A 23,498-nucleotide genomic window follows, 5' to 3' on the forward strand; every position below is an offset into this window, starting at 1 on the left:
CTCGTCATTTTACCTCTCCTGACTTGGCGAGCCGATTAACGTAGAGCTGAGAAATGCCATACAGCAGCAGTGAGATTAACAGAATGCCCGTCGGCAGCAGGAACCAGTTGTCTTGAATAAAGATGGAGACTCGACTCAGGAATCCGGTTCTTTGCACCTGCTGGAGCGGTTCCTCCCGCAGGATATCGAGCTTGTAAGCATAGGGGTCATTGGGCGATGGATTGGGCTTGTTTCGGCTAATCAGCACCGTGTCGCCGTTGAGTTGAGCAAACAGCGGGTCGCGCTTGAACACTTCTGCTGCGTCGGTGAGGCCCTGTTCGCTCTGTCCGGTGATGGCCAACACCGCGCGATCGCCATTATTCGGCGACACCATCAGCTTCACCACACCCTGGCCATCAGGCAAAGCCTGCACCCGCGTGCCGCGCCAGCCCCGCGAAAACAGATTGCGGAGTTCAAAACCACCAGACTCCATCACTTCGGGCAATGGGAAGCGATCGCGCGTCCCAATTCCTACCAAGTTCATGCCCCGCGCCTCAGCAGGCAGATTGCCGCCCGTGTAAACTTGCAGATTCACCGAATTGGCGCGGCTCAGCCGACCCAGGCGTTCACTCACCGCCAGCATGGTTCGCACATCCGCATCCCGTGGGGCACTCGGCACCACAAACGCCGTCTCCGACAAATCCTGCGGTGCGGCAAACGGATAGCCAAATTGCAGTAGCCTCAAATCCGGCATCCGAGTGAAGATGTCTCGCTTCAGATTAAAGTCCGTGTCGCCATGCAGCGTTCCCCAGAGGGACTGATCTCTGGATAAACCACAGACCTCAGCAGAGCGCGGATTTAAGTTAAACACCACATTCAACTGCGAATCTGGCTGAATCAGCGCTGCGGGCAAATCCACATCCAGCGAATCGCGACCGCCCTTTGCAGAATTCAGCCGCTTAGAGCCAATCGTCACATCATCCAGCCGTACTTCCACCGTCGAAGTGCGTGGATCAACCTGAGCGCTGTAGCTATAATCCACCCTCATGCGGCTGCCCCGCGAAAAGCGGTCATCGGGCAGCGCCCGGAACGGAATTTCAATGGGCGGTGCATTCGTGCCATGCACCGTAATGTCTTCAAAGTTTTGTCCGCCGAGCGTGGTTAAATCACGCAGGGTAAAGCTATTGCGCGTGGGCAAATAGCCTGGCCACTCGCGGGGTGCAGGCGACGGCTCATTCACCAGATTGGTCACCGTTAACACCTGACCCGTACCAATCTGCGCCTCTTTGGTCTGCACTAGGAACTGCACCGCCTTCTGCACACCCGCCGCCGAATTTCCCGTTGCTACGAGAACGGGTAAACCGTTGTCTTTCAGCGTGGTCAACATTAAAACGCCCGTATCGCCGGGCAGCGGCGTGTTGTTTCCGTCCAAAAGCTGACCGTTGCGAATCGGCAGCGGCAGCGATAAGTCTGACAGAACAGGCTGTTCTGCTGGAGTACCCAGAATGACCACGCGATCGTTCCACTGGAGGTTATCCAAACTGCCCACTAGCCGAGTATTGAGCGGGCGAAAGTCCACGATCCGCCCTGCCTCGGCCTGAAAGATGGCTGCTGCATTAAGCCAGGTGTCGCTGTAAGCGCGGGGCCGTAGATACGTAATCTGATTGGTATCGAGACTGAGGGTGTCAATGAACGGGAACGGATAGCGGCTGAAATCCAGCGGAACAGACTCTAACGCATAGTCCAGAATGACCTTGGAATCGGGTAGAATCTCGGTCCACAAGGTCGGGTCGGTGGCAACGGTGCAGTCTTCATTCGTCTGCTGCTCTGCCAGAATTGAAATCTCGTTGTAGTCCTGAATTAGATTGGACGGCACCTCGAAGACCACCTGACCAATCTGAGAATTGGGACGATTCAGCGGCACGCTGCCCACGCTGGTATCGTTTACCCGAACCGTCAGGCTTGAGCGATCAGACAGCAGCGACGGCGAGTGCTGGAACCGCAGTACGAGCTTGGCAGTTTTGACATCCCACTGACGGGGACGGTTAAACCCAAGTCGAGCCGTCGGGTATACGCCTTCCATGCGGAGGCGGTTGCCCACCACCGGGCTGCGGTTGAACTCAATCACATGCTGGTAGGTGGGTTCTGGCTTGGGCGCGGCGGGCGACGCGGTGGCAGCGGGCGGGTTCGCTGGCTGGGGGTTCGCGGCTGGCCGGGCTGGGCTGGCCGGGGCCGCAGGACGAGCGGCCGGACGAGATGGCTGGCTGGGCGGCTGGGCGGGCGCGGCCCGACGCACGGCAGGGGCGGGGCGGGGCGCAGGCTGAAAGTTTGGCGGAGCCGCTGGCCGATTCGGCAAGGACAACTCCCGGATCAGCGTATTTTCTCGCTGCTGCACGCTGGTTTGCGCGGATGCGCTGGGCAGCAGGCTCAGGCCCGCTCCTAGACCCAAGAGAACGAGCAGAATTGCCAGGGTTTGGTTTCGTTTGACACGCTTCCGGCGTGTCCGACCAGCGGGAGAGGCGTTGGGTGAGTGGTCTCGATTAAACGTAAGGAACCATTGACGCAGCGAACGAAACATAGACCTGTCTCTCTACTAGTAAAGGGGGTTTACGGGTCGGTCTAAGGCTGAAGCCAATTCACAGCCACATCAGTAGATGCAAGTAGCCCAAACCAAGCCAGATTTTGTGCGTAGTACGCAGAGTCGTTATCCCAAAAGCCGTTTTGATAAGCAGGAAGAAGCTTTTGCTGATAAATTTGCTCAGCAATTTGAGGGTTTGTTAATTGAAATGCCGCAAACAACATGCCGTATTGGGATGTAGATTCGTAAGGCACAAGCGGCTGACCTTGCAGGTCAATCTGTGCTGGAATCTTTTGCTGGGCTTTCCATTTGGATTCCAGCGACGGCAAGTGCTGCTGCAAGTATTCCCAGGCGGCAGGCTCGTTAAACCACTGGGCATCAATTCCAACCCGCCACCAAACTCGATACGCATCGAATCCATAAATGCTGCGGATCGGGCTGGGGGGACGCAACGGAATATAGCTGTTTGTGGTGGTGTTGAGGGCGACCCAATCGCTGGGCAGTTTGGCGGATGAAAGCTGGGAAGATTCGCGCAGGATCTTGTAGCTGCTGTCTACTAGGCTCAGCCAGTTGCGATCGCCATCTATCTGGGCAAATAGGCGGAAGGCGTAGGGTGCGAGATAGGAGGGATTGAGGTGAAGCAGGTCTGGCTGGGGCTGAAACGCTTCCTTGGGCCCCGGCAGCAGATAGCGCTGCTCGCTGGCTGGCTGGGAATCGGAGGCACGAGCAGAGTGAGGGGGGACAGCCACTGTTGAGAGAGTCCAAAGATCTCTCAGCTTTATACGCGCTAGCTGGAGATAATCCGGACGGTTCCAGCGGCGGGCTGCGAGGATGAGGGCGGTCACTGCGTCGATATCGGCATCGCTGGCGAAATTCTCGTCCAAAATCGTCCAATTGCCGTCTGCGTCTTTTCCCCACTTCCAGGCCCAGAGGTTGTCCCGGCGCTTGCCGTTTGCATCCATCCGCTGGAGGTTTTCCTCGGCCCAGTTCAGGGTTTGAGCGAAGGTTTCGGGGTCGTCCATAAAGACGGCGCGGAGCATAGCGTAGGCCTGCCCCTCGGAGGTAGTTCGTTCGTCGGCTTCCCAGTCGATGACGCGGCCGTCTTGCTGGATAAATCTTTCTCGGTAGGCACTCCAACTTTCAGTGAGGAGGAGTTGTTTGGAGACGATCGCCCCTGGGGTTGGCTCAGGGGGGTCGCCTGTTTGGGACACGACGGTTGTATCGGGGGGTGTCCCCTGGGATAGCCCGGAGTCGTTGCAGCCCGCCAGGGTTGAGCCAAACACTAGCGCCAGGGCGATCGCCAACGGTCTCAGGCTGGAGGCGGCGAGTTGAAAAAGTTGCATAGACCAGCGTTCAAAGTGCGCTCTTTTCAGGAAGTCTCAGCAGGAATCTCAGAGAAAAACTCTCAGCGAGATAAAGAAGGCAAGAAAAACTAGAACGGTTCCTTCATCCATGACAATCCAAAATCATCCGCACATCCAACGAAAAACGCCGCGCCTTACGGAAGATTCACATTTGACTAAAGATTTATATTCAGGCTGCAAATCCACTGGGCGATCGCCATTTCCCTAATCTAGCCACCGCAATAAAACACCTGAAAATGCTGTGGAAATGCTATGGAAATACTGTGGAAATGCCTGAAAGATCTGGTGCCTGCTACCCTTGAAGCCTTTGACCATAGGGGGTCTTTGCCCCGACCCCAACAGTCCAAATAGAGTGATTCGAGGCAGGTATAAATTGGTAAAAATACTTCAGTAGGAAGACTGAATCTGCAAAAACAACACCGACCGTTCAGCATTGAAATCACCATTGGAAATAGTCTGCTAGGCGGTCGGTGTTGAGGCTGTGAAAGTCGAGAATTGGGTGACTTTTTAGACAGGCTCCCAGCCTTAGAAACGCTCCCAATAAGGCTGAAATCCGCGCTGTTGCAAAAAGCTTTCCTCGATTTGCTGGGCCTGGCGGACAAGAACCTGATTCATGCCGCCCATCTGCGCCGCTTGAGACTGCATGGCTGCAATTTGCGCCAGCGCTTCGAGCTTGTTGCCCTGAGCAGCGGTTAATCCCAAAAGCGCACTTTGAGCCGCTGGGTTGTTCGGCTGAATAGCTAGCACCTCGCTGTAGATCATCGATGCCGAGTTATAGCGACGCTGCTGGAATCGCACGCCGCCCAGAGCCGATAGGGCATCGATATTACCGGGCGATCGCCGCAAAATTTCCTCATAGGCTTGGGCCGATAGTCCTAAATTGCCCTGCTCCTGAGCCAACTGCGCCTGTACAAAATAAGCGCCGAGGTTGTCTGGGTCGCGGGCGATAATCTGGCGGATCTGCGCCTGAGCAAGCTGGGGATTGCGAACTGACACAACCTGGAGTTGGCGAATCCGCACCGGAATATTCTCCGGATCTGCCTGGAGCAGTGCATTATACAACGGCTCTCGCTGGGGGTTGGCGGGCAGGGCCCCGGCCAGGCTATACAGTTCTGGCGGGGTATCGGTCAGCGGGCGGCTAGCCAGCCACGCATTCAGCACGGCTTCGGCTTCTCCAACGCCCAGGAACCCTGCCTGATAGGCGAGGCTGGTGCGCCCCAGTACCTTGGCGTAGTCCGTTGGGTCGAGGGCGACAATCTGGTCGTAAATCGTCAGCGCTTCGGCCGTGCGCCCCTGAGATTGGCGGATGCCTGCCAGCCCTTGCAGCGCTCCAATCACCACGCCGCGATCGCCCGGATTACTGACCAGGATGGACTGGTAGCGCTGGGCGGCGGCTTCGGGATTGCCCTCGCGGCGGTCGATTTCTGCCAGCAGCAGTTGAATCGCGAAGGGGTCTTGCTGACCGGCCGAGGTGGCGGAATAGGCCACCAGCGCACTGCGGGCGGAGGCTAAATCTCCTCGTCGAATGTGGATTTGGGCGATGCGGAAGTTCAGAAATGGCTCGTTCACCCCAGAATTTACCAAGGCCTGGTAATAGGGCAATAGCTCAATGCCGGGGGAATCAAGTCGGATAAGGGCCTGGGCGATCGCCCTGAGTTGTGCCGGATCGGGAGGGAGCGGCTGAAAATAGGTCTGGAGCCGCTGCTGGAACGTTTGGTTTGTAATCAGCCCGACCTGGCGTTCTAGAACGGCCACCTGCACCTGCAAGCCCACGTCGGTCGGCTGCTGTTGGGACAGTTGGCGATAGACTTCCAGCGCGAGGGCCTGCTCCGACGGATAGCCGCTTAGCACGTCTGCCACCTCTCGCGCCATGCCCACCGTGAGCTGGGGCGACTGAAGCACCTCTCGATACAGGGCGATCGCCTCCTGAGCATAGGCGGGACTGCTGCTGTAGCGGGCAATATCGTTCAGCGCCCGCGCCAGGGCCAGGCGAGAATCCTGGCGACCCCGCAGCGGCGTGATCACCGAAGCCGCCTGGTTGACCTGGCCATTGGCAGCATAGGCCGATGCCAGCGCCGAGCGGATTTGAATCGTAGTGCTGTCGAGGGTGCGCGATTCGCGAAGCGATCCCTGCGGGAATCGCCGCAGTTCTGCCTCCAGCACTTCTACCGCCTGGCCCGCACTCCCCGTTTCTCGCAGAGCCAGGGCATAGGCGATCGCCTGTCCATCCCGAATGGGCCGGCCCGTCGCTCGATAGCGGTTAAACAAGTCCAGACTGCGCTGATATTCTCCGGCGTAGGCGTGGATTTCTGCCGCACCCAGCACCGCTTCGGGGGTTGGGTTGTTTTGCAGCACAATGGCATAGTCTGCCAGCGACTCGGCAAAGCGCCCCTGATAGCCCAGCAACAGCGCCCGCTGGGCCCGCGCTTCGTTGTCGTTGGGGTTAATCGTGAGCAATCGGTTTAGCGCTTCGATCCCTTGCGCCTGCCATTCGGGACGAAATCCGCCCAGCACGCCCACCGTCAACAGCGCCAGCCGATTGTTGGGGTCTAGCTCCAGCACGCGGCGATAGGCATTGAACGCATCGGCATCGCGCCCAGCCCGACGAAGGGCGATCGCCAAACCCAACTGCGCCTCCAGCGATTGCGAATTAGAGCGGAGTACTTGTTGAAAAACGCGAATCGCCTGATCCACCAAGCCCTGGTTGAGCAGCGTATAGCCCCGACGCACTTCCGACGGAACTGCTTGGGCTAGGGCAGGTGGCGCGGTTAGTGTCAGCGTTCCCAGCAGAGAACTGCTCAACAGCGCCAGCCCAGCCAAACAACTGATTTGTGTTTGCAACTGTTTCATCAGTCTGCCAATCTGCCTCAAAATGGGGTTTTCATAATGGGATTTCCGCCTTGGGCGATCGCCCCTATGGATTGCCTCAACGGGCGGCATCTTATCAAATCAAAATTACGCGCTGCCCAAAACCGTTCCAAGCTGGAATAATTCTGGGTTACTAACTTTAGTCATCCTTTAGCCCTTTAGCCATCTGGTGGGCGCAGTTCATCTGCGCCCGTTGAATACTCCAACTCCAGCCGCGTGACCAAACAGGGGAGGAACCAAACAGGGGGGACTGAACGGGGGGCAACGCGACGGCGACTTAGAAACTGCCGCGCGGCAGGACATCAAAATCAGCCCTCAGGCGAACCCCAGCGATGGATTCCGAAAACTCATTGAGCTGCTGGAACGTAAAGCCCATGCGGATATTGCGAGCCACAGGCAGGTCATAGAAGACCTCTAGCACATCGGGACGGCGGGCCCCGGCACTTTGACGTAGACCCGCATTGGAAAGTGCCTGACCATAGCCCAAACCAAGGCGATCGCCATCCCGGAACAGGTCAAACAGGTTGAACCCAAAGCTATAGGTATCGCCCGACTCGTCCAGATCCCGGTTGTAATACTGACCATAGCGCCCAAACAAACCCAGATTGAGTTCAGGAATGAACAGTTCAGCATTCACGCCGTAAGCGCTTTCCTGGTCATCCGAATCAATCCCAAACGTCCCGTCTCCCCGTGGGGCGATACCCGACTCGCGGAAGCCGTCATTTTTGCCGCCGTCAATCGACGAAGTATACGTCCCTCGCAGGATCAGGTTGCCGACTCGGAACCCGATTTCGCCCGCAAACGCATTCAGCGCAAAGTCATCAATACTCCGATCCGAAGAGAAGGTCGCAACCTTTGCTTCCAGGTTATCGGTAATGCTCCAGTTCAGCAGAATGCCGGGACGGGAACCAATTGCCGCTGCCGCCAGCGCCGGGTTGGTCTGAAACACGGGATTGAAAAAGTGCGTCAGCGAATCTTTGGCAAAGCTGTTGCGGTCAAAGTATGAGGTCAAATCCATCTGCCCCGCCACCAGACGCAAACTGGGGATATCCGGCAGAGATGCCGCAATGTAAAGCTCATTTAGGTTCAGACCGTCATCGTCCGTAAACGCCTCACCTGTTGCCAAATCCAGTGAGCCTCCCACCAGGAAATTGGGAGAGAACGGATAGATGCCGCTCAGCCGTCCTCGTGCCGAAAATTCGTCGCCTTGGTAAATTGCGCCTGCTTGAAATTGCAGGACGGGTTGAGTCAGGGCTTCGCGTCGTCCTGGTAGAGTCTCCTGCCCCGTGGTTGCGGGAAAGGGCTGACCCAACACCGGCGCACTGGGAATGGGCGCAAGCTGATTTGCCGTGCCCGGTGGCGCAACGGGAATCGTTTGAATCCCTGGCTGCTGAAATCCCGGCTGCTGAAAGCCAAAGCCCGGATTTTGCGTCGGCAGCGGCGCAGGTTGGATAGGCTGGGTGTTTGGCACGAAGGTCGGTGGTAGAGTCTGTGCTAGCACAGGGCCCACTGGCGCTGCACCCCCAGCAGGAACGGTCTGGCTTTGGTAAGGCGGCGGCGGCAGCGGCGTAGAGGGGTTGCCGGTTCTAGAAGGCGCAGCAGGGACGCTCAGCGGCGCAAACTCCAGCGGTGGAACTGTGGGGACTGCGGCGGGCCCTTGCCAGGTCGGCATCGGCCAACCCGGAGTTTGGTACTGCATCGCACTCCCAGACATGCCCATCGGTAGGGTCGGAGCGCTGGCGCTCATGCCACTTTGGGTTGCGTTGCCATAGCCATATCCGCCATAGCTATAGCTGGGCTGTCCCATGCTGGACTGCCCCATATAGCCATAGTTGGGCTGCCCTGTAGCAACGCTACCCGGAGCGCTGTAGGGTGTGGCAAAGCCCGGAGCCAAGCCGTAGCCAGGAATGCTGGGAACCCCACCGGGTGTGAGGCCCATCGGGCTGGCCTGTGGCTGACCGCCGTAGCCATACCCCGGCATTCCACCGGGCATCGATAGAGCCGCGCCCTGGGGCATTGGCGGTTGAAAGACAAAGCTTGCATTTGGATTCAAAGCTTGTCCGGGAAAGGCTTGTCCGGGAAAGGCTTGTCCGGGAAAGACTTGTCCGGGAGCCGAGACAGGTGCGTAGGGATTGGCATAGCCGACAGCCGACCCACTGGGGTAGCCATAGCCTGCTACAGGCATCTGCACGACGACGGGGACAGGCGTGCCGTTGGGCAGATAGCCGATGACAGTGGCTGGATAGGTGGCTGGGCCGCCTGCAATGTTGCCCAGTCCATTACTAAAGCCGTTACCAGCGCTGGGCACAGGCTGGACTGGATAACCTGGCTGAGCTGGCATGTAGAACACGAAGGGAGCCGAGGAACTGGGGCTTGGGCCCTGGGGCAATGCACCAGCCATTCCAGACTGTAGTGTGCCGTAGGCGGTTGGGAGGGGAGAGCCTGGGGTTCCAGGAACCAGTCCGGGCATTTGCCCAGTCATTTGGACAGGCATTTGAGGGATGGCAGCCGTACCGCCGACTGGAGCGCCCGGGGTAACAGGGTAAAACGTGAAGGGAGTAGAGGAACCCGCGATCGCCCCTGGAAGTCCTAAAGATAGGGTCGAAGGTGCAGCCGGAGGGATGGTTGAGGCTGATGCTGGGGTGTCAGGTTCGACAGCCGCCCCGATCCTGATAAAACTGTTTGGGTTGATTGAGACCCCTGCTGCATTTGCCGCTGCGGATTCGGCTGCTGCAATCGCACGGGTCATTTCAGGGCTTGCACTATTAGGGTTTGCACTATTAGAGCTTGCACTATTAGAGCTTGCACTATTAGGGTCTGCACTACTTATGTTGGAAGCAGCCGAGTCGGAAGTAGTTGCATCAGAAGCAATTGGCGCGGCAGGTGGATGATGTTGGGCGATCGCCGGACGCAGAACCTCGGATAAATTTTTGCTCACCGCTACTGGTTCATGGGCGACACTACCGCTGGCTGAGTTTGTCGGAATCTCTGGAGTCGCGCTCTGTGACAGGAAATTGGAATCGGAGGGGGGCTGAGCCGGCACATCAGCAGAGGCAGATCCTGTGGCAGTGTTGGCAAGCACGAGTCCCAATCCCAGCCAGACCAGCGCAGAACTGGAGGTGGATCGGCTATTGAGCGAGATACTCTTGAGCAAACTGGTTAATATCCAAGCCATGAATCACTTCCGCATCATGATGAAGGTTTTAAGGGTTGGGGGCAACCTTATGTAGGTTAGATGAAGTTTGAGGCGGATTTACGTTCAAACTTTGTGGATTTCGTGCGATCGCCCAACTCATGTTTAGACTCGACTTGTACCGATCGTCAATCAAAATCTGGTTCACTCGGTTAACCCATCCCGTCCACTGTACATTGTCCCCATCGACGAATCCGGTTCAAATCTTGAAAATTGTCCATTCCTAAACATTCTCAACCCCCTCAGTCGTTCTCATGTTGTCGTTCCTACGCCAAGCTAGCCAAATCGTCTTTAACTACACGCAAAACCAAGCTCGAAAAATATCCTTCAGCACTATGCCCCGCACCCTGTCCAACACAACTTGTCAAACAACGACGAATTTGATCTTCAAAAGACTGGTTCTCTTAGGGCTGATTTCGGTTATGGCAGTTGGTTCTCTAAGCTGCTCGTCTGCCCCTACGAACTTGCGTGGTCTGACCAACTCCGGCACCCCACTTAACTTATCTATTCGCGAAATCCAGGACGAAGGCGGTGGTACGTATACGGTTTCGGGCACGACCTCTCTGCCCAGCAAGACCAAAATCACGGTTTCTGCGGTTCGATATTTGGTCGAAGGCGCAAACCCTGAAACCAATAGCGAAACCGATATTCCCTATGCCATTTTGGATCGTCAGATTGCTGAAGTCGGACAAGGAAACTGGCAGGCGGAGCTAAACCTGTGGCAGATTGCGCCAGATGGAAAGTTTCAGGAAGCCTGGCAATTGAGCCAGCAAGATGCGAATGTGATTTTCAATCCGGATGCCAATGTGACGTTTTTGGTAACCTTTGATCCGGTCAATCAACCTGAAAACTTTAAGGCAGAAGTAGAAAAGCTAGATACGTCGCTCCAGGCTGCTCTGGCACGCTTTACGCCCGATGGGGAACTGTATCTGCAAGCGAGTCGGATGATGGCGATCGCCCTGCCCACAGGACAAACCACCCCGCCCCAAACCTCTCGACTCGCAGATGGAGTTCGTCGCAGCAAGCGCACAGCCGCATCGCGAACCAGTCAGGCTAACGCGACTCAAGAATCGACCTCCTGGCGTAAAACAACTGCGCCGCTGAAGCCGGACGAAATGCTGCGATAGATTGCCATCCCTTGAGTTGTTTTGATTAGGCAAGTTAGGCAAGCTGGAGTTTGAATTCGGCTCTCGATAGTTTTCTTAAGTCCTGCCTGGAAGGGGCTTGCGAGAAGGGAATTACACGACAGAAACCATCTTTCCAGATGATTGAAGCGGAAGGATTAAAGCGCTTCAGGATTCCTGGGGAGATGGTTTTATTTTTTGTTTTTGTGTTGCGTTAAATGAAGTTGTAAAAAGATTTCAAATAATGAAACTTTTGGGGTAGGGCGATCGCCCTGAATTTGCCTTTTTGCAGCAGGAGAGCCACGTCTTTCAGTAGTCAATTTGACAGTTTACATGAGTGCCTGAACATACGATACGAAATTGCCAAACAGCTTTTAACCTGATTTCAAATGTTGAGGCATACATGTTGAGGTATACATGTTGAGGCATGCAAGGAGTCAATACCGGAAGGGCTATACAGGCTTTTACCTGCGCTCCTGCGTTATGCAACTCTGCCGATTTGCAATTCTATAAAAACGAAATACCTCAAGCAAGAAATGATTCATCAATCCCAAACAATTGGGGAGACTTCCTATGCCAAAAACGCTATTTAAGGTAGACTTGACCAAACCCATGAACGAGCAGGAATTGCCTGGGCACAATCGCTGGCATCCAGAAATTCCCGCCGTTGTCTCTGTCAATCCGGGGGACATCTTTCGGATTGAATGTAAGGACTGGACCGATGGGCAAATCAAGAACAACGACAGTCCTGACGATATCCGCGATGTGGATTTGACCGTGGTGCATGTCCTCAGCGGGCCAATCTGGGTCAATGGGGCCCAGCCGGGAGATATTCTAGTGGTGGATCTGCTCGATATTGGGGCATTGCAGGGGGATGAATGGGGCTTTACGGGGATTTTTGATAAGAAAAATGGAGGCGGTTTTTTAACCGATCATTTCCCGGATTCTGCGAAGGCAATTTGGGATTTTCAAGGCATTTACACCACTTCAAGGCATATTCCAGGAGTGCGGTTTGCAGGCATTATTCACCCTGGACTAATCGGCTGCGCTCCATCCCATGAATTGCTCGCAACCTGGAACCAGCGCGAAGCAGAACTCGTGCAAACTGCGCCCGATTTGCGAACCTACGGAGCGGGGCTTTCGGGTGATGCACCCGTCTTGGCTGCCTTGCCGAACCCGACGAACGCCATTCTGGGTACGCTTCCGGCTTCTGAGTATGGGCGAGTTGCGGCCGAAGCGGCGCGAACCGTGCCACCGCGAGAACATGGAGGCAACTGCGACATTAAGAACCTCTCGAAGGGCACGCGCATTTACTTTCCGGTTTACGTCGAAGGCGCAAAGCTTTCGATGGGAGACATTCACTTCTCCCAAGGGGATGGAGAAATTTCGTTCTGCGGTGCGATCGAAATGTCGGGCTATATCGATCTGCATGTGGACATTATCAAGGGCGGCATGGAGAAATATGGCATGGTGAATCCTATCTTTAAGCCGGGCCCTGTTGAACCTAGATATTCGGAATACCTGGTTTTTGAGGGAATTTCGGTCGATGAATTCACGGGCAAGCAATATTACATGGATGTCCACATTGCGTATCGGCGGGCCTGTTTGAATGCGATTGAATATTTGAAGAAATTTGGCTATACGGGCGAACAGGCTTATCTATTGCTCAGTTGTGCCCCGGTGGAAGGTCGGGTGAGCGGCATTGTAGACATTCCAAATGCCTGCGCGACGCTGGCGATTCCGACAGAAATTTTTGATCAAAATATCTTACCTGTTTAGGATCGCCCCTTTTGTCCTACTGCCTCGCCCCGCTACCTTTTTGCCCCGCTACCTTTTTTAGGTATCGCAGAGAAGGAGCTAAGGGTAAAAACTGAAAGTATGAACCAAAATTGCAGGACGCAGAACAACTATGCCGTTGTACGAATTTCGCTGTCCGGAGTGTGACGTTTTTGATCAGTGGCGATCGCTCGATGAGCGCAATCTCCCCGCTGAATGTCCCACCTGTCAGCAGCCAGCCCAGCGCATTTTCTCGCCGCCGACCATCCTGTCAGGCTCGCTCCGCCTCAAGCAGGAAGCGAAGGAACCCAAACTAGTTCAGCGCACAGAAGAGCGATCGCCCCCAAGGGTCAAAAATCACACCGGGGGTCGTCCGTGGATGATTAGCCATTAGTTAGCCATTAGTTAGCCATTAGTTAGCCATGAGGATGATGCTGATTCCGCTTGCAGTTCATCTTCCCGATCCTGCTGCGGATGAAAGTAGTCGTAAATCTGCTGCGCCATTTTGGGGCCAATGCCGGGGACTTCGGTGATTTGCTGGGGAGTGGCTTCGCGCAGATAGTCGATCGAGCGGAAGTGGGCCAGAAGCTGCTTTTGACGGTGATGCCCCAGACCCGGAATATCCTCCAGGCGAGAGCGCCTCATGCGATCGCTCCGCTGCTGTCGGTGGAAACTGACGGCAAAGCGGTGCGCCTCGTCGCGCAGTCGCCGCAAAAGCTGCACCCCCGGCTGCTCGGCCTCCGTTGTCAGCGGCAGGGACTCCCCCGGCAGAAAAATCTCTTCGCGCTGCTTGGCCAGGCTAACCACCTTCACGTCTTCTAGCAGATTCATCTCCCGCAGCACGGCCACCACCGCCGAAAGCTGCCCCTTGCCGCCGTCGATCATCACCAGGTCAGGAAAATCAGGATTGCCCACTCGCTGGAGGTTTGGGTCTTGGGCATAGCGGCGAAAGCGACGCTGAATCACCTCCGCCATGCTGGCAAAGTCATCAGAATGCCCCGACTTCACGGTGGGATTTTTGATTTTGTAGCGGCGATAGTGCTGCTTGGCGGGCATTCCGTCGATAAACACGACCTGGGACGCGACGGCATCCGACCCCTGAATATGGGAAATGTCGTAGCCCTCAATGCGGTGGGGCAGGTCGGGCAGGTCGAGGATTTCTGCCAGGTCGAGCATGGCCTGGTGGTTGCGATCGGCAAAGCGCTGGGTGCGAGCCAGTTCGTAACCTGCGTTGCGCTCTACCATGTCGATCAGGTCGGCCTTGGTCTGGCGCTGCGGCAAAAAGATGTGTACCTTGCGGCCGCGCCGCTGGGTGAGAAATTCGGCCAGAATGTCGCTATCAGGCAACTCGTGCTGCACCAGGATTTCCGACGGAATCTCGATCGCCTCTACGGTTTGATAATGCTCCTCCAGCACTCGCTGCAAGATGGCTCCCGGCGTGCCCGACTGAGCATCCGCCACAAAGCCTAGCCGCCCCACCAGCCGCCCCGCTCGAATCTGAAAAAGCTGGATACAGGCGTGGTGTTCGTCGGCTGCCAGGGCGATCGCATCTCGTGACACGGTATCGTCTGGCGATTGCACCTTCTGGTCTGCCCCCAGCGACTGAATCCCGCGAATCTGATCCCGCAGCCGTGCCGCATACTCAAAGTTCAGCTCTTCGGCCGCCTTTTCCATGGCCGTCGTCAGGATGGCTTCTAGCTCCTGGGTGCGTCCTTGAAAGATCATCGCTACCTTTTGCAGCGTCTTGCGATAGTCCTCCGGGCTAATCAGCCGCTGACATACACCCGGACAGCGCCCAATGTCGTAGTTCAGGCAGGGGCGATCTTTGAAGAGCGGCTGCGGCCGCTGGCGCAGAGGAAACACGCGCTTGACCAAGTTCAGCGTCCGTCGCAGCAGCCCCACATCGACATAGGGACCGTAGTAGCGATCCTTGCTGTTGAGCTTGCGCTTGCGGGTGATGAAGATGCGCGGATACTCCTCGCTCCAGGTGATGCAGAGAAACGGATACTTCTTGTCGTCCTTCAGCAGCACGTTGAAATGGGGCTGGTGCTGCTTAATCAGATTGGCTTCCAGCGCCAGCGCTTCAGCTTCGGTATCCGTAACGATGAACTCGATTTCTGCTACCTGCTTGGTCATGCAGGCGATCCGATATTCCCGGTACGGGTCTTCCCGAAAGTAGGACCGCACGCGGCTCCGCAAGCTCTTGGATTTGCCGATGTAAACGATGTTGTCGGCAGCATCGCGCATAAAGTAGACCCCTGGCTCTTGGGGAATTTCCTTGAGCCGCGCTTCTAGGCGTTCGGGATCTTTGAGTAGGGGCGTGAGAGGAGGCAATGAGGGCACGCAGGACAGGGGGGATAGAGATGGGGCGGGTTGATTTTGGATTTTAGATTGACGATTTTGGATTGCCAATCTGATGCATTAATCTGATACACGGTCAGCTTTCCAGCTATTCCATATGATCCGGGGGGAGGTCAGACGTTGAGCGTCGAGACCGAGAGCGTCGAGACTAAGCTGTGTGTACTGCCATATGTACTACTATTTTAGGCGGCTGTACAGTCGGCGGGGATGAGAGAAATCCGACAGTCTATTTTTAGCCGACTAGATAATGTGATATTTTCTCTTGGTTATTACTTTTCTAAGGTTTCTAAAATGCCAGAAACCATAATTTTTAGCTGGGGAACGTCCTCCTGAACCGCCTTCCAAATAATCGCTACATCTGTATTGAAATAATCATGAATCAGCTTATCTCGCATTCCGGCAATGTCCCTCCAGGGAACATTCGGATATTGATTTCTAACTGAATCAGGGATGCGCTTCACCGCTTCGCCAATAATCTCAATCGCCCTGGAAACTGCAAAGATTTTTTCTAGATTCTGCGAGAAAGTTTCAAATTCAAGACCATTCGTGAACTGTTCAATCGCATTAACAGAATCCAGTATGTCCTGCAAATAGTTCGCAACATCTCGCTGGCTCAAACGTAGACAACCTCTGCCAAAATTCGCTTGCCAATACGGGGCTTTAAACCAGCCTTATGCACCAGATCGACCTTAACCCCTAGAGTGTCGCTGAGATAGTTTTCTAGATTGATGAATTTCAGCAAGCTCGGTGTTTCAGAAAACTCAACTAGTACATCCACATCGCTGGTTTCGGTCTGTTCTTGCCTAATGTAGGAACCAAAAATGCCTAACTCTCGAACCTTGTAATGATCTTCTAAGAATGGTTTGTTTTGTATAAGCCGCTGTTGAATCTCCTCCAGCGTTTTCATCAAAGCCAACCCCCTTAATGCCGAGTAAAACCCATAATCTAGATTAACTTGCTTTGTTCTGGATAGGAGTAGTGTATCAGCCAGCACTTTATGGATTTAGTCCTTATGACACCGCAGTTATTGAAATAGGAAGAGGCGCTGGGCGGCGCGGGTGACGGCGACGTAGAGGAGCTGGTTGCGTTCTCGGATGTTGCGGTTGATCAGGGCGTTGGGCACATCTACAAACACGTTTTGGAAGGTTGACCCCTGGGACTTGTGAATCGTCAGGCAGTAGGCGTAGTGGACATCGGCGAAGGCGCTTTTGAGCTGCCAGAACTCGCTCCAGCGCTTGTCTTTGGCGTAGGCATCCAGCAGGCGGGCGTATTGTCCCTGGCTGAGTTCATGGAGGACGCTGAGGCTGCGGTTTTTGCCATCGTCGGTGAGGACGTGGAGCCGCCAGATATGCCAATCGCCCTCGGTGGTGGTTTCGACGGACAGGACTTCGCACTCGCTGGAAGTTTGCAGAATCACGGCATCGCCGACGATGTAGGGCGTGTTGGCGACGAGGCGATCGCCCTCCACAAAGCGCGGCGTTTTGTCGCCGTGGATGGCGCGGCGGATCTTGTGGTTTAGCTCCCGGACGCGCTGGTTGGTGTAGGCGAGGGCGCGGACGTAATCGGGGTCTGCTTGATAGGACTCGCTCTGGAAGGCGCGGATCAGCAGGCGTTCCCAGTCCATGCGGCGGGTGACGATTACGCCTTCGGTGCGATCGCCATTGGCATCCGTCTCAAAGTTGGGAAGATCGGGGCGGGTGAGGTTGTTGCGGATGGATTCGGCCAGGAGGGCGATCGACCCGCCATAGCGCACCACTTCGGTCAGGTCGGAACGGTGGTGAATCTGGCTGAACACCAGCGATTCTGGCTCGCCGATGGGCGGCAGTTGGGCAATGTCGCCGACGAATAGAATCTGCGTTTGGCTGAGCAGGCTATTGACGGCGTTGGTGAGCAGTCCCCACATTTCCGCGTTGATCATCGAGGCTTCGTCTACCACGACGAGATGATAGCGGTCGAAGTGGTTTTCGCTGTCGCGGTCGGGCTTGAAGACCTGAGTTCCTGAAACCGAGTCAATTTCCGGCCGCAGCCCCAGCAGCTTGCAGCAGGTCATGCAGTCGATCTCTAGCCGCCACTCGTCGGCCATGCGCTCTAGCACCTTGGTCGCTTTGTTGCTAAAGGCAGTGAGGACGATGCGGCGGCGATCGCCCTTGTCGCGCAGGCGGCGGATCAGGGCTTGCAGCAGCGTGGTTTTGCCTGTGCCCGCGTAGCCCGTCAGCAGATAGAGCTTTTCGCTGCTGCGGGTAAACTTCTCCAGTTCGCGCAATGCTTTGCGCTGCTGACGGTTGAGCCGGATTCCAGGCAGCGGGTTGGCGATGTCCTTGTCCTTGGAAGAAGGAGCAGGGGTCATGGCGAGTGCCCCCGACGGCCGAGATCCGTGATCAGCGTTTTGTCCCACACTATTCGGGTGAGGTCGGTGTCCAGCTTCGACTCCCGATAAATGCGGTGGGCCGCAGATCCTACCGTGGCCAGCGTGAGGGCGATCGCCGGCGTGGCCACCGGAATCCACACCTGCTGCCCAAATAGCCAAATGCTGCTGCCGATGAGAATGCCGATTGCCGCTACGCCGCCCGCGCCCAGCCTGGCCGGATGTCGCAAAAACCAGCCCAGTCCGCCGCCCACTGCGACCCAGCCGACGATCCACAGCCCCTCTGCCCAATCGGGCCAATAGCCCATCAGCCGCCGCCCGTCTTGCACCAGGCTCAACAACTGGCTGGTGATTTGGGCATGAATGACTACGCCGGGCATCTGGTGTTCGGTCTGCTGGCCGGCGCTGAAGGGCGTGTAGTACAGGTCTTTGCCGCTGGGGGCAGTGGTGCCAATTAGCACAATGCGATCGCGCACCTGATCCGCCGCCACGCGCCCGTTCAGCACATCGGCAAACGCCACCATAGGCGCAGGCGCGTCGGGCGATCGATAGCGCAGCAAAAGCTGATAGCCGCCTGCATCGAGCCGCTGATAGCCGCCCGCAGTCGATTCGAGCGGGGGCAGCGGAATATTGCCTAGTTCAGTGATGCCAGGATTGGTGGAACTGGTGCGGAGTCCTACGTTTTCACTCGCCAGATACTTTTGCGCCAGCCGCACGGCAAAGGAATGAAACTCGCCGCCAAAAATCAGCCCCCGCCGCACGACCCGATCGGCATCCACCAGCAAATCGCTAAAGCCCACCTGCACAGGCGGCACCCCAGGCGGCGGCGGAATTTGGGGCGTGGTAACGCTGCCCAACTGCATGAAGGTGATGACCTTGGGCGATCGCAGTTCTTCCAGCAGCGCCGCCCGGCCCGGTTCCTGGGGCAAATCGCGCCACAGCCCCAGCCCGATGACCCGTGGTTCTGCCTGTTGCAGGATTTGCAGCACCCTGGCTACGTCGGCATCTGAGGGGGTCGCCCGACCCAGCGCTTGCAAATCTGCCTCAGAAATGCCCACGATGAGCAGGCGCTCGTCTGGCGGCAGGGCGGGTTGCAGCCGGGTCATCTGGTCGTAGGCGAGGCGCTCCAGGGGTTCCGTCCAGCCGAGGTGTTTTAGCCCCAGGGACAGGGCGGCGGCGGTGGCCGTGGCGATCGCCAGTCCCCGCCAGCCCATCCGCAGGCGATCGCGCCAGGAGAGCGGCGGCAAGGGCTGTGTGCGATGGGCCACCGCAGGCGGCAGCAGCGACGTGGGCGTGTCTAGGAGATCGGTTGGCAGGTCTGCCAGTTGCGCTAGGGCGTGCTGCACCTCTGCCACCGACTGATAGCGCTGGCTAAAGTCGTAGCGCACCAGATAGTCGAGAATCAGCATCAGACCGGGGCTAAGCTCCGCCTGATGCTGCCAGAGGACATCCAGGGTTTCCGGGTCTTCTGGCAGTTGCGATGGCAGGCAGCCCGTCACCGCCTGCACCACCGTCATGCCCAGCGCGTAGAGGTCGCTGCAATAGCGGGGCCGCCCCATCAGTTGTTCGCTGGGGGTATAGCCCTGGGTGCCAATGCCCACGGTCACTTCCGTCTGACCAGAAATGCCCGTCAGCCGCGTCTGAATTTCTTTAACTGCGCCAAAGTCAATCAGCACCAGCTTGCCGTCGGATTTTCGGCGGATCAGGTTGGCGGGTTTGATGTCGCGGTGGATGACCTGATTTTGGTGGACGAAGCTCAGCACGTTGAGAACGTCGTGCAGGAGGGCGATCGCCTCAGGTTCCGAAAACTGCCGTCCGCCCGCAAACTCTTCGCTCAGCGCGTGCCCTTCGATAAATTCCTGCACCAGATAAAACTCTTCGCCCTCCTGAAACGAGTCGTAGAGTTCGGGAATCTGGTCGTGCTGCCCCAGACGACGCAGCGTTTCTACCTCCGTGTCGAACAGACGACGCGCCACCACCAGCAGGTGCAAATCTTGGCTGACGGGCTTGAACTGCTTGACCACGCATCGGCGCGGCTGCTGCTCATCTTCGGCCAGGTAGGTTTGTCCAAAGCCACCTGCCCCCAAAATAGTAATAATGCGATAACGCCCGCCAAGCACAGTCCCCAGCATGGACAATTCGTTGCTCAGTGCTCAATAGATGTAATGATTCTGACACACATCCCTGATACAAAGGTTCGATTCCTGCCCCCGACCCGCTCCCTCAACCCGCTGCCTCAACCTGCTCCCTCAATTTGTATTAATGCATCATTAATGCATCCCATTTGCATCTCATTTGCACCGCTGAAGCACCTATGATGACCGGGATTACTGGCACTACGAAACTTTTGGGCGTGATTGGGCATCCCGTTTCCCACTCGCTCTCGCCCGTGATGCACAACGCTGCGATCGCCCATCTCGGTGTGGATTATGTATACCTGCCGCTGCCCGTTGCGCCGGAAGACCTGCCCCAGGCGATCGCCGGGTTTGCCGCCATCGGTCTGCGCGGCTTCAACGTCACGATTCCCCACAAGCAGGCTGTGATACCGTTTCTGAATCATATTTCAGAGATTGCCCAATCGGTGGGCGCGGTCAACACAATCTGGCGAACAGAAACGGGCTGGGCTGGCACTAATACTGATGTGGAGGGATTTCTGTCGCCGCTGTTGACCCTGCCCCCAGAGCGATCGCCCGACTGGAGCCAGAGTGCGGCGGTGATTTTGGGAAACGGCGGCTCGGCGCGGGCCGTCGTCGCTGGCTGTGCCCAACTGGGCCTGGCGCAAATCCACGTTGTCGGGCGCGACCTAAACAAGCTCAAAGCCTTTCAGCAAAGCTGGCGAAACTCGCCGATTGCCGCGCTCTCAGTGCATCCGTGGGAGGATTTGCCGAAGCTCCTCCCCAGGGCAACTCTGCTGGTCAACACCACGCCCATCGGGATGCACCCCCATACTCAGGCTTCGCCGCTGGGTGCAGAGCCAGGGCTAACGATGAAACCAGGGGCGATCGCCTACGACCTGATCTATACTCCTAACCCCACCCGCTTTTTGCAGCAGGCCACTGCCCTCGGCGCAATGCCCATCAGCGGTCTGGAAATGCTGGTGCAGCAGGGAGCCGCTGCCCTGCGTCTGTGGCTGGGGCAGGAGGTTCCGGTCGAGGTCATGCGGCAGGCGTTGATTGAGCAACTGAGGGGAGGAGTCGGTGCATGAGGTTGGGCGTGAGGTTTAGTATGAGGCTTCCATCCCCCCAGGCTCTTGATCAACCCGCGCCTACCGCTGCATGATCTGCTCTACAAAATTGGTGTAAACGCGCCCGTCTGCAAAATCCTGCGTTTCCAGAATCCGCTGGTGGAAGCCGATGGTGGTGGGCAGCCCGGTGATGGCGAACTCGCGCAGGGCCCGCTTCATGCGGCGAATGGCCGTGGGGCGATCGCTCCCCCAGACGATCAGCTTGCCGATCAGCGAGTCGTAGTAGGGCGGAATTTCATAGTCCGTGTAGACGTGGGAATCAATGCGAACGCCGTTGCCGCCGGGGGGCAGGTAGCCGCTGATGCGTCCGGGGGCAGGGCGAAAGTTCTGATCTGGGTCTTCGGCATTGATCCGGCATTCGATGGCGTGGCCGCGCAACTGCACCTGCTCTTGAGTGAGTCGGAGGCGATCGCCCTGGGCCACGCGAATCTGCTCCGCGATCAGATCCATTCCAGTAATCATCTCCGTAACGGGATGCTCGACCTGGATGCGCGTGTTCATTTCCATGAAATAGAACTGACCGGAGGCATCCAGCAGAAACTCAATCGTGCCCGCGCCGAGGTAGTTGATCGCCTGGGCCACGCGCACCGCCGCTGACCCCATTTTTTCCCGCAGTTCCGGCGTGAGGGCGGGGCTGGGTGCTTCTTCGAGCAGCTTTTGGTGGCGGCGCTGAATTGAGCAGTCGCGTTCGCCCAGGTGAATCACGTTGCCATAGCCGTCGGCGAGAATCTGAAACTCGATGTGGCGGGGCCGCTCGATAAATTTCTCTAGATACACACCGGGATTGCCAAAGGCTGCTTCGGCCTCGCCCTGGGCCGCCAGAAAAGACTTGACCAGATCCGCTTCGCTGCGAACCAGCCGCATTCCCCGGCCGCCGCCGCCCGCCGTGGCTTTGATGATGACGGGATAGCCAATTTTGCGGGCGATCGCCAGTGCTTCTCTCTCATCCGTCAACAGCCCATCGCTCCCCGGCACAGTGGGCACGCCGATTCGCTGCATCGTTTCCTTGGCCGTAGACTTGTCGCCCATCGCCCGCATTGCAGACGGAGAGGGGCCGATGAAGGCAATTTGGTGATCGGCGCAGATCTCCGCGAAGCGAGCATTTTCTGCCAAAAAACCATAGCCAGGATGAATCGCGCTGACGTTGCGGGTGAGCGCTGCTGCAATGATATTGGGAATGTTCAAATAGCTCTTGCTGCTGGGCGGCTCGCCAATACACACCGCCTCATCTGCAAGCTGCACATGCAGTGCATTGCGGTCAATGGTAGAATGCACTGCCACAGTGGCAATGCCCATCTCTTCGCAAGTCCGCAAAATGCGGAGGGCAATCTCGCCACGGTTGGCAATCAGAATCTTTTCAAAACGCATCTCGTAAGGCCCGGCGCAAGGAATCAACGGCCAGGGATTGACTAGCCAGTGTTTTGAATTTTACGCCGAATCGGGGCCCAGGGTTTAGGGATGCGGTGCAGGGTCGGTTGCAGGAATGAGAGCGAAGTCGGGCGATCGCCCCACATCGGCAAAAAACAGCGTCACTCCTGGCTGTACAAGTCCTGGCTGGGCAAGTCCGGGCTGTACAAGTCTTGGCTGTGCAAAAAACCTGTTGTAAAAAACAATCGGGTCAATCCTTTTGGCCAGAACGCTCGGCTTCAGTGCGAAGGCTCCAACCCAAAAGACTCACCCGATTTGTCGGGATGCCGCATGAGAACCCCAAATGAGTCCCCAAGTTGCAATCCCTAAATTTGAATCTCTGATCCTCTGATCCCTACTCTGCCGTTGCCAGTTCGGTGCTGCCGCGACGGGTACGGCGAGTGAGCAGGTTAAAGAGCTGAATGCCAATCGCCTTGATCAGGTTGCCTTCTAGCTCTTTGAACATGGACATATTCATGCCAAAGGCGGCGTTGGCTTCGTCCACGATGCGGTCGGCGGTGGCTTCATCCACGGGCAGGCTGTCGAGGCGATCGCGGTACATCACCTTAAACGCCTTCTCGTCGGGAATCTGCTCAAACTCGTAGAAGTTAGTGCCCTGACCCTCCGACAGATTCATCGCGTTCTGAGCAATTTTCTTGAGAATTTGTCCCCCAGAGAGGTCGCCCAGATAGCGGGTGTAGAGATGGGAGATCAGCAGTTCGGGAGCCTCGTTCGACACCTCCCGAATGCGAGCCACATAGTCTTGCGCGGCGGTCGAGGGCGCAACCTGATCTCTCCAGTTGGAGCCGAAGTAATAGGTCAGGTCTTTTTCTAGGCTGGCTTTGCGGTTTAGCTCTGGAAAATAGAGATGAGAGAGCAGCGGATGCTCACGGTGGCGCTGCATTTCTTCTTCCATCGCAGAATAGACAAAATAGAGATTCGCCACCAGCTTGCGATAGGAGGTGGGTTCTACCGTGCCCTTCAGAAAACAGGCGACAAAGCCCGTATTCTCCGCCATAGAGTGAGACTTTTTGGTTCCCTCGCGGAGTTTGGATGCTAAATTGCTGCTCATGCTAAATGTCCTGCTAAATATCCCAACTAAATGCGTCTACTAGCGAAAATCCACTAGCGGCTTAGGTGCCTTTTCCAGCGCGTTTTGACAGCTTTCTTAACCAGCTTAATCGACACAACTCGACGCTCCGGGGCAGGAAACCCAGACTTTTGCTCCGGTTTCCCGAT

16 protein-coding genes are annotated in these 23,498 nt (G+C 56.7%); 5 read left to right on the forward strand and 11 right to left on the reverse strand.

The window, feature by feature from the left end; all coding sequences use genetic code 11:
• Window positions 1–4: 4 nt before the first annotated feature.
• The 4 genes from HNI00_RS01995 to HNI00_RS02010 all read right to left on the reverse strand — a co-directional run bounded on the left by HNI00_RS01995 (window position 5) and on the right by HNI00_RS02010 (window position 9,271).
• A complete protein-coding gene (locus tag HNI00_RS01995; RefSeq protein WP_316790227.1) occupies window positions 5–2,428 on the reverse strand; it encodes a cellulose biosynthesis cyclic di-GMP-binding regulatory protein BcsB in 2,424 nt (807 codons plus the stop codon).
• A gap of 170 nt (window positions 2,429–2,598) precedes the next feature.
• A complete protein-coding gene (locus HNI00_RS02000; protein WP_316790229.1) occupies window positions 2,599–3,900 on the reverse strand; it encodes a family 8 glycosyl hydrolase in 1,302 nt (433 codons plus the stop codon).
• Between the two features lie 546 nt (window positions 3,901–4,446).
• Window positions 4,447–6,771: a tetratricopeptide repeat protein gene (locus HNI00_RS02005; protein ID WP_316790231.1), complete on the reverse strand. Its 2,325-nt coding sequence runs from the start codon at window positions 6,769–6,771 to the stop codon at window positions 4,447–4,449.
• 295 nt (window positions 6,772–7,066) lie between these two features.
• Window positions 7,067–9,271 (reverse strand): carbohydrate porin, encoded by a 2,205-nt coding sequence (locus HNI00_RS02010; RefSeq protein ID WP_316790233.1) that lies wholly within the window; start codon window positions 9,269–9,271, stop codon window positions 7,067–7,069.
• A 139-nt stretch (window positions 9,272–9,410) separates the two neighbouring features.
• On the opposite strand from HNI00_RS02010, the gene HNI00_RS02015 reads away from it, so the two are divergent.
• From HNI00_RS02015 to HNI00_RS02030, 4 genes are all read left to right on the forward strand, one after another.
• Window positions 9,411–9,680, forward strand: coding sequence for a hypothetical protein (locus tag HNI00_RS02015; protein ID WP_316790235.1), 270 nt, complete (start codon window positions 9,411–9,413; stop codon window positions 9,678–9,680).
• A 724-nt stretch (window positions 9,681–10,404) separates the two neighbouring features.
• Window positions 10,405–11,109, forward strand: a complete 705-nt coding sequence (locus HNI00_RS02020) for a hypothetical protein (protein ID WP_316790236.1) — start codon at window positions 10,405–10,407, stop codon at window positions 11,107–11,109.
• Window positions 11,110–11,679: 570 nt separating this feature from the next.
• Window positions 11,680–12,885, forward strand: a complete 1,206-nt coding sequence (fmdA, locus tag HNI00_RS02025) for a formamidase (protein WP_172358650.1) — start codon at window positions 11,680–11,682, stop codon at window positions 12,883–12,885.
• Between the two features lie 130 nt (window positions 12,886–13,015).
• The gene (locus HNI00_RS02030) at window positions 13,016–13,276 is read left to right on the forward strand and encodes an FmdB family zinc ribbon protein (protein ID WP_316790237.1); all 261 of its coding nucleotides are present in this window, start codon (window positions 13,016–13,018) and stop codon (window positions 13,274–13,276) included.
• 11 nt (window positions 13,277–13,287) lie between these two features.
• Here the strand turns inward: HNI00_RS02030 and uvrC are convergent, their stop codons facing one another.
• The 5 genes from uvrC to HNI00_RS02055 form a co-directional block, all read right to left on the reverse strand.
• Window positions 13,288–15,225, reverse strand: coding sequence for an excinuclease ABC subunit UvrC (uvrC, locus tag HNI00_RS02035; protein WP_316790238.1), 1,938 nt, complete (start codon window positions 15,223–15,225; stop codon window positions 13,288–13,290).
• A 287-nt stretch (window positions 15,226–15,512) separates the two neighbouring features.
• Complete coding sequence (locus HNI00_RS02040; protein WP_316790239.1) at window positions 15,513–15,860, reverse strand: HepT-like ribonuclease domain-containing protein; 348 nt, start codon at window positions 15,858–15,860, stop codon at window positions 15,513–15,515.
• On the reverse strand, window positions 15,857–16,150 hold the full coding sequence (locus tag HNI00_RS02045; RefSeq protein ID WP_297079348.1) for a nucleotidyltransferase family protein: 294 nt from the start codon (window positions 16,148–16,150) through the stop codon (window positions 15,857–15,859). Before HNI00_RS02045 ends, HNI00_RS02040 begins: the two co-directional genes overlap by 4 nt.
• Before the next feature lie 117 nt (window positions 16,151–16,267).
• Window positions 16,268–17,590, reverse strand: a complete 1,323-nt coding sequence (locus tag HNI00_RS02050; protein WP_316790241.1) for an ATP-dependent DNA helicase — start codon at window positions 17,588–17,590, stop codon at window positions 16,268–16,270.
• Entirely contained in the window at window positions 17,587–19,740 is a 2,154-nt protein-coding gene (locus HNI00_RS02055) for a CHASE2 domain-containing protein (protein WP_316790242.1), read from the reverse strand. Before HNI00_RS02055 ends, HNI00_RS02050 begins: the two co-directional genes overlap by 4 nt.
• A 185-nt stretch (window positions 19,741–19,925) precedes the next feature.
• Here HNI00_RS02055 and HNI00_RS02060 point away from each other — a divergent pair, with 185 nt between their 5' ends.
• Window positions 19,926–20,813 carry a shikimate dehydrogenase gene (locus HNI00_RS02060; protein WP_420156279.1) on the forward strand — a complete coding sequence of 296 codons (888 nt, stop codon included), beginning with the start codon at window positions 19,926–19,928 and terminating at the stop codon, window positions 20,811–20,813.
• A gap of 60 nt (window positions 20,814–20,873) precedes the next feature.
• On the opposite strand, the gene accC is transcribed toward HNI00_RS02060, so the two are convergent.
• A complete protein-coding gene (accC, locus tag HNI00_RS02065; protein ID WP_277775262.1) occupies window positions 20,874–22,220 on the reverse strand; it encodes an acetyl-CoA carboxylase biotin carboxylase subunit in 1,347 nt (448 codons plus the stop codon).
• A gap of 394 nt (window positions 22,221–22,614) precedes the next feature.
• Window positions 22,615–23,331 (reverse strand): biliverdin-producing heme oxygenase, encoded by a 717-nt coding sequence (locus HNI00_RS02070; protein ID WP_297080543.1) that lies wholly within the window; start codon window positions 23,329–23,331, stop codon window positions 22,615–22,617.
• Between the last annotated feature and the right edge of the window lie 167 nt (window positions 23,332–23,498).

Origin of the sequence: Thermoleptolyngbya oregonensis NK1-22 (assembly GCF_032705245.1) — a bacterium.
Taxonomy (GTDB): Bacteria; Cyanobacteriota; Cyanobacteriia; order Elainellales; family Elainellaceae; genus Thermoleptolyngbya; species Thermoleptolyngbya sichuanensis.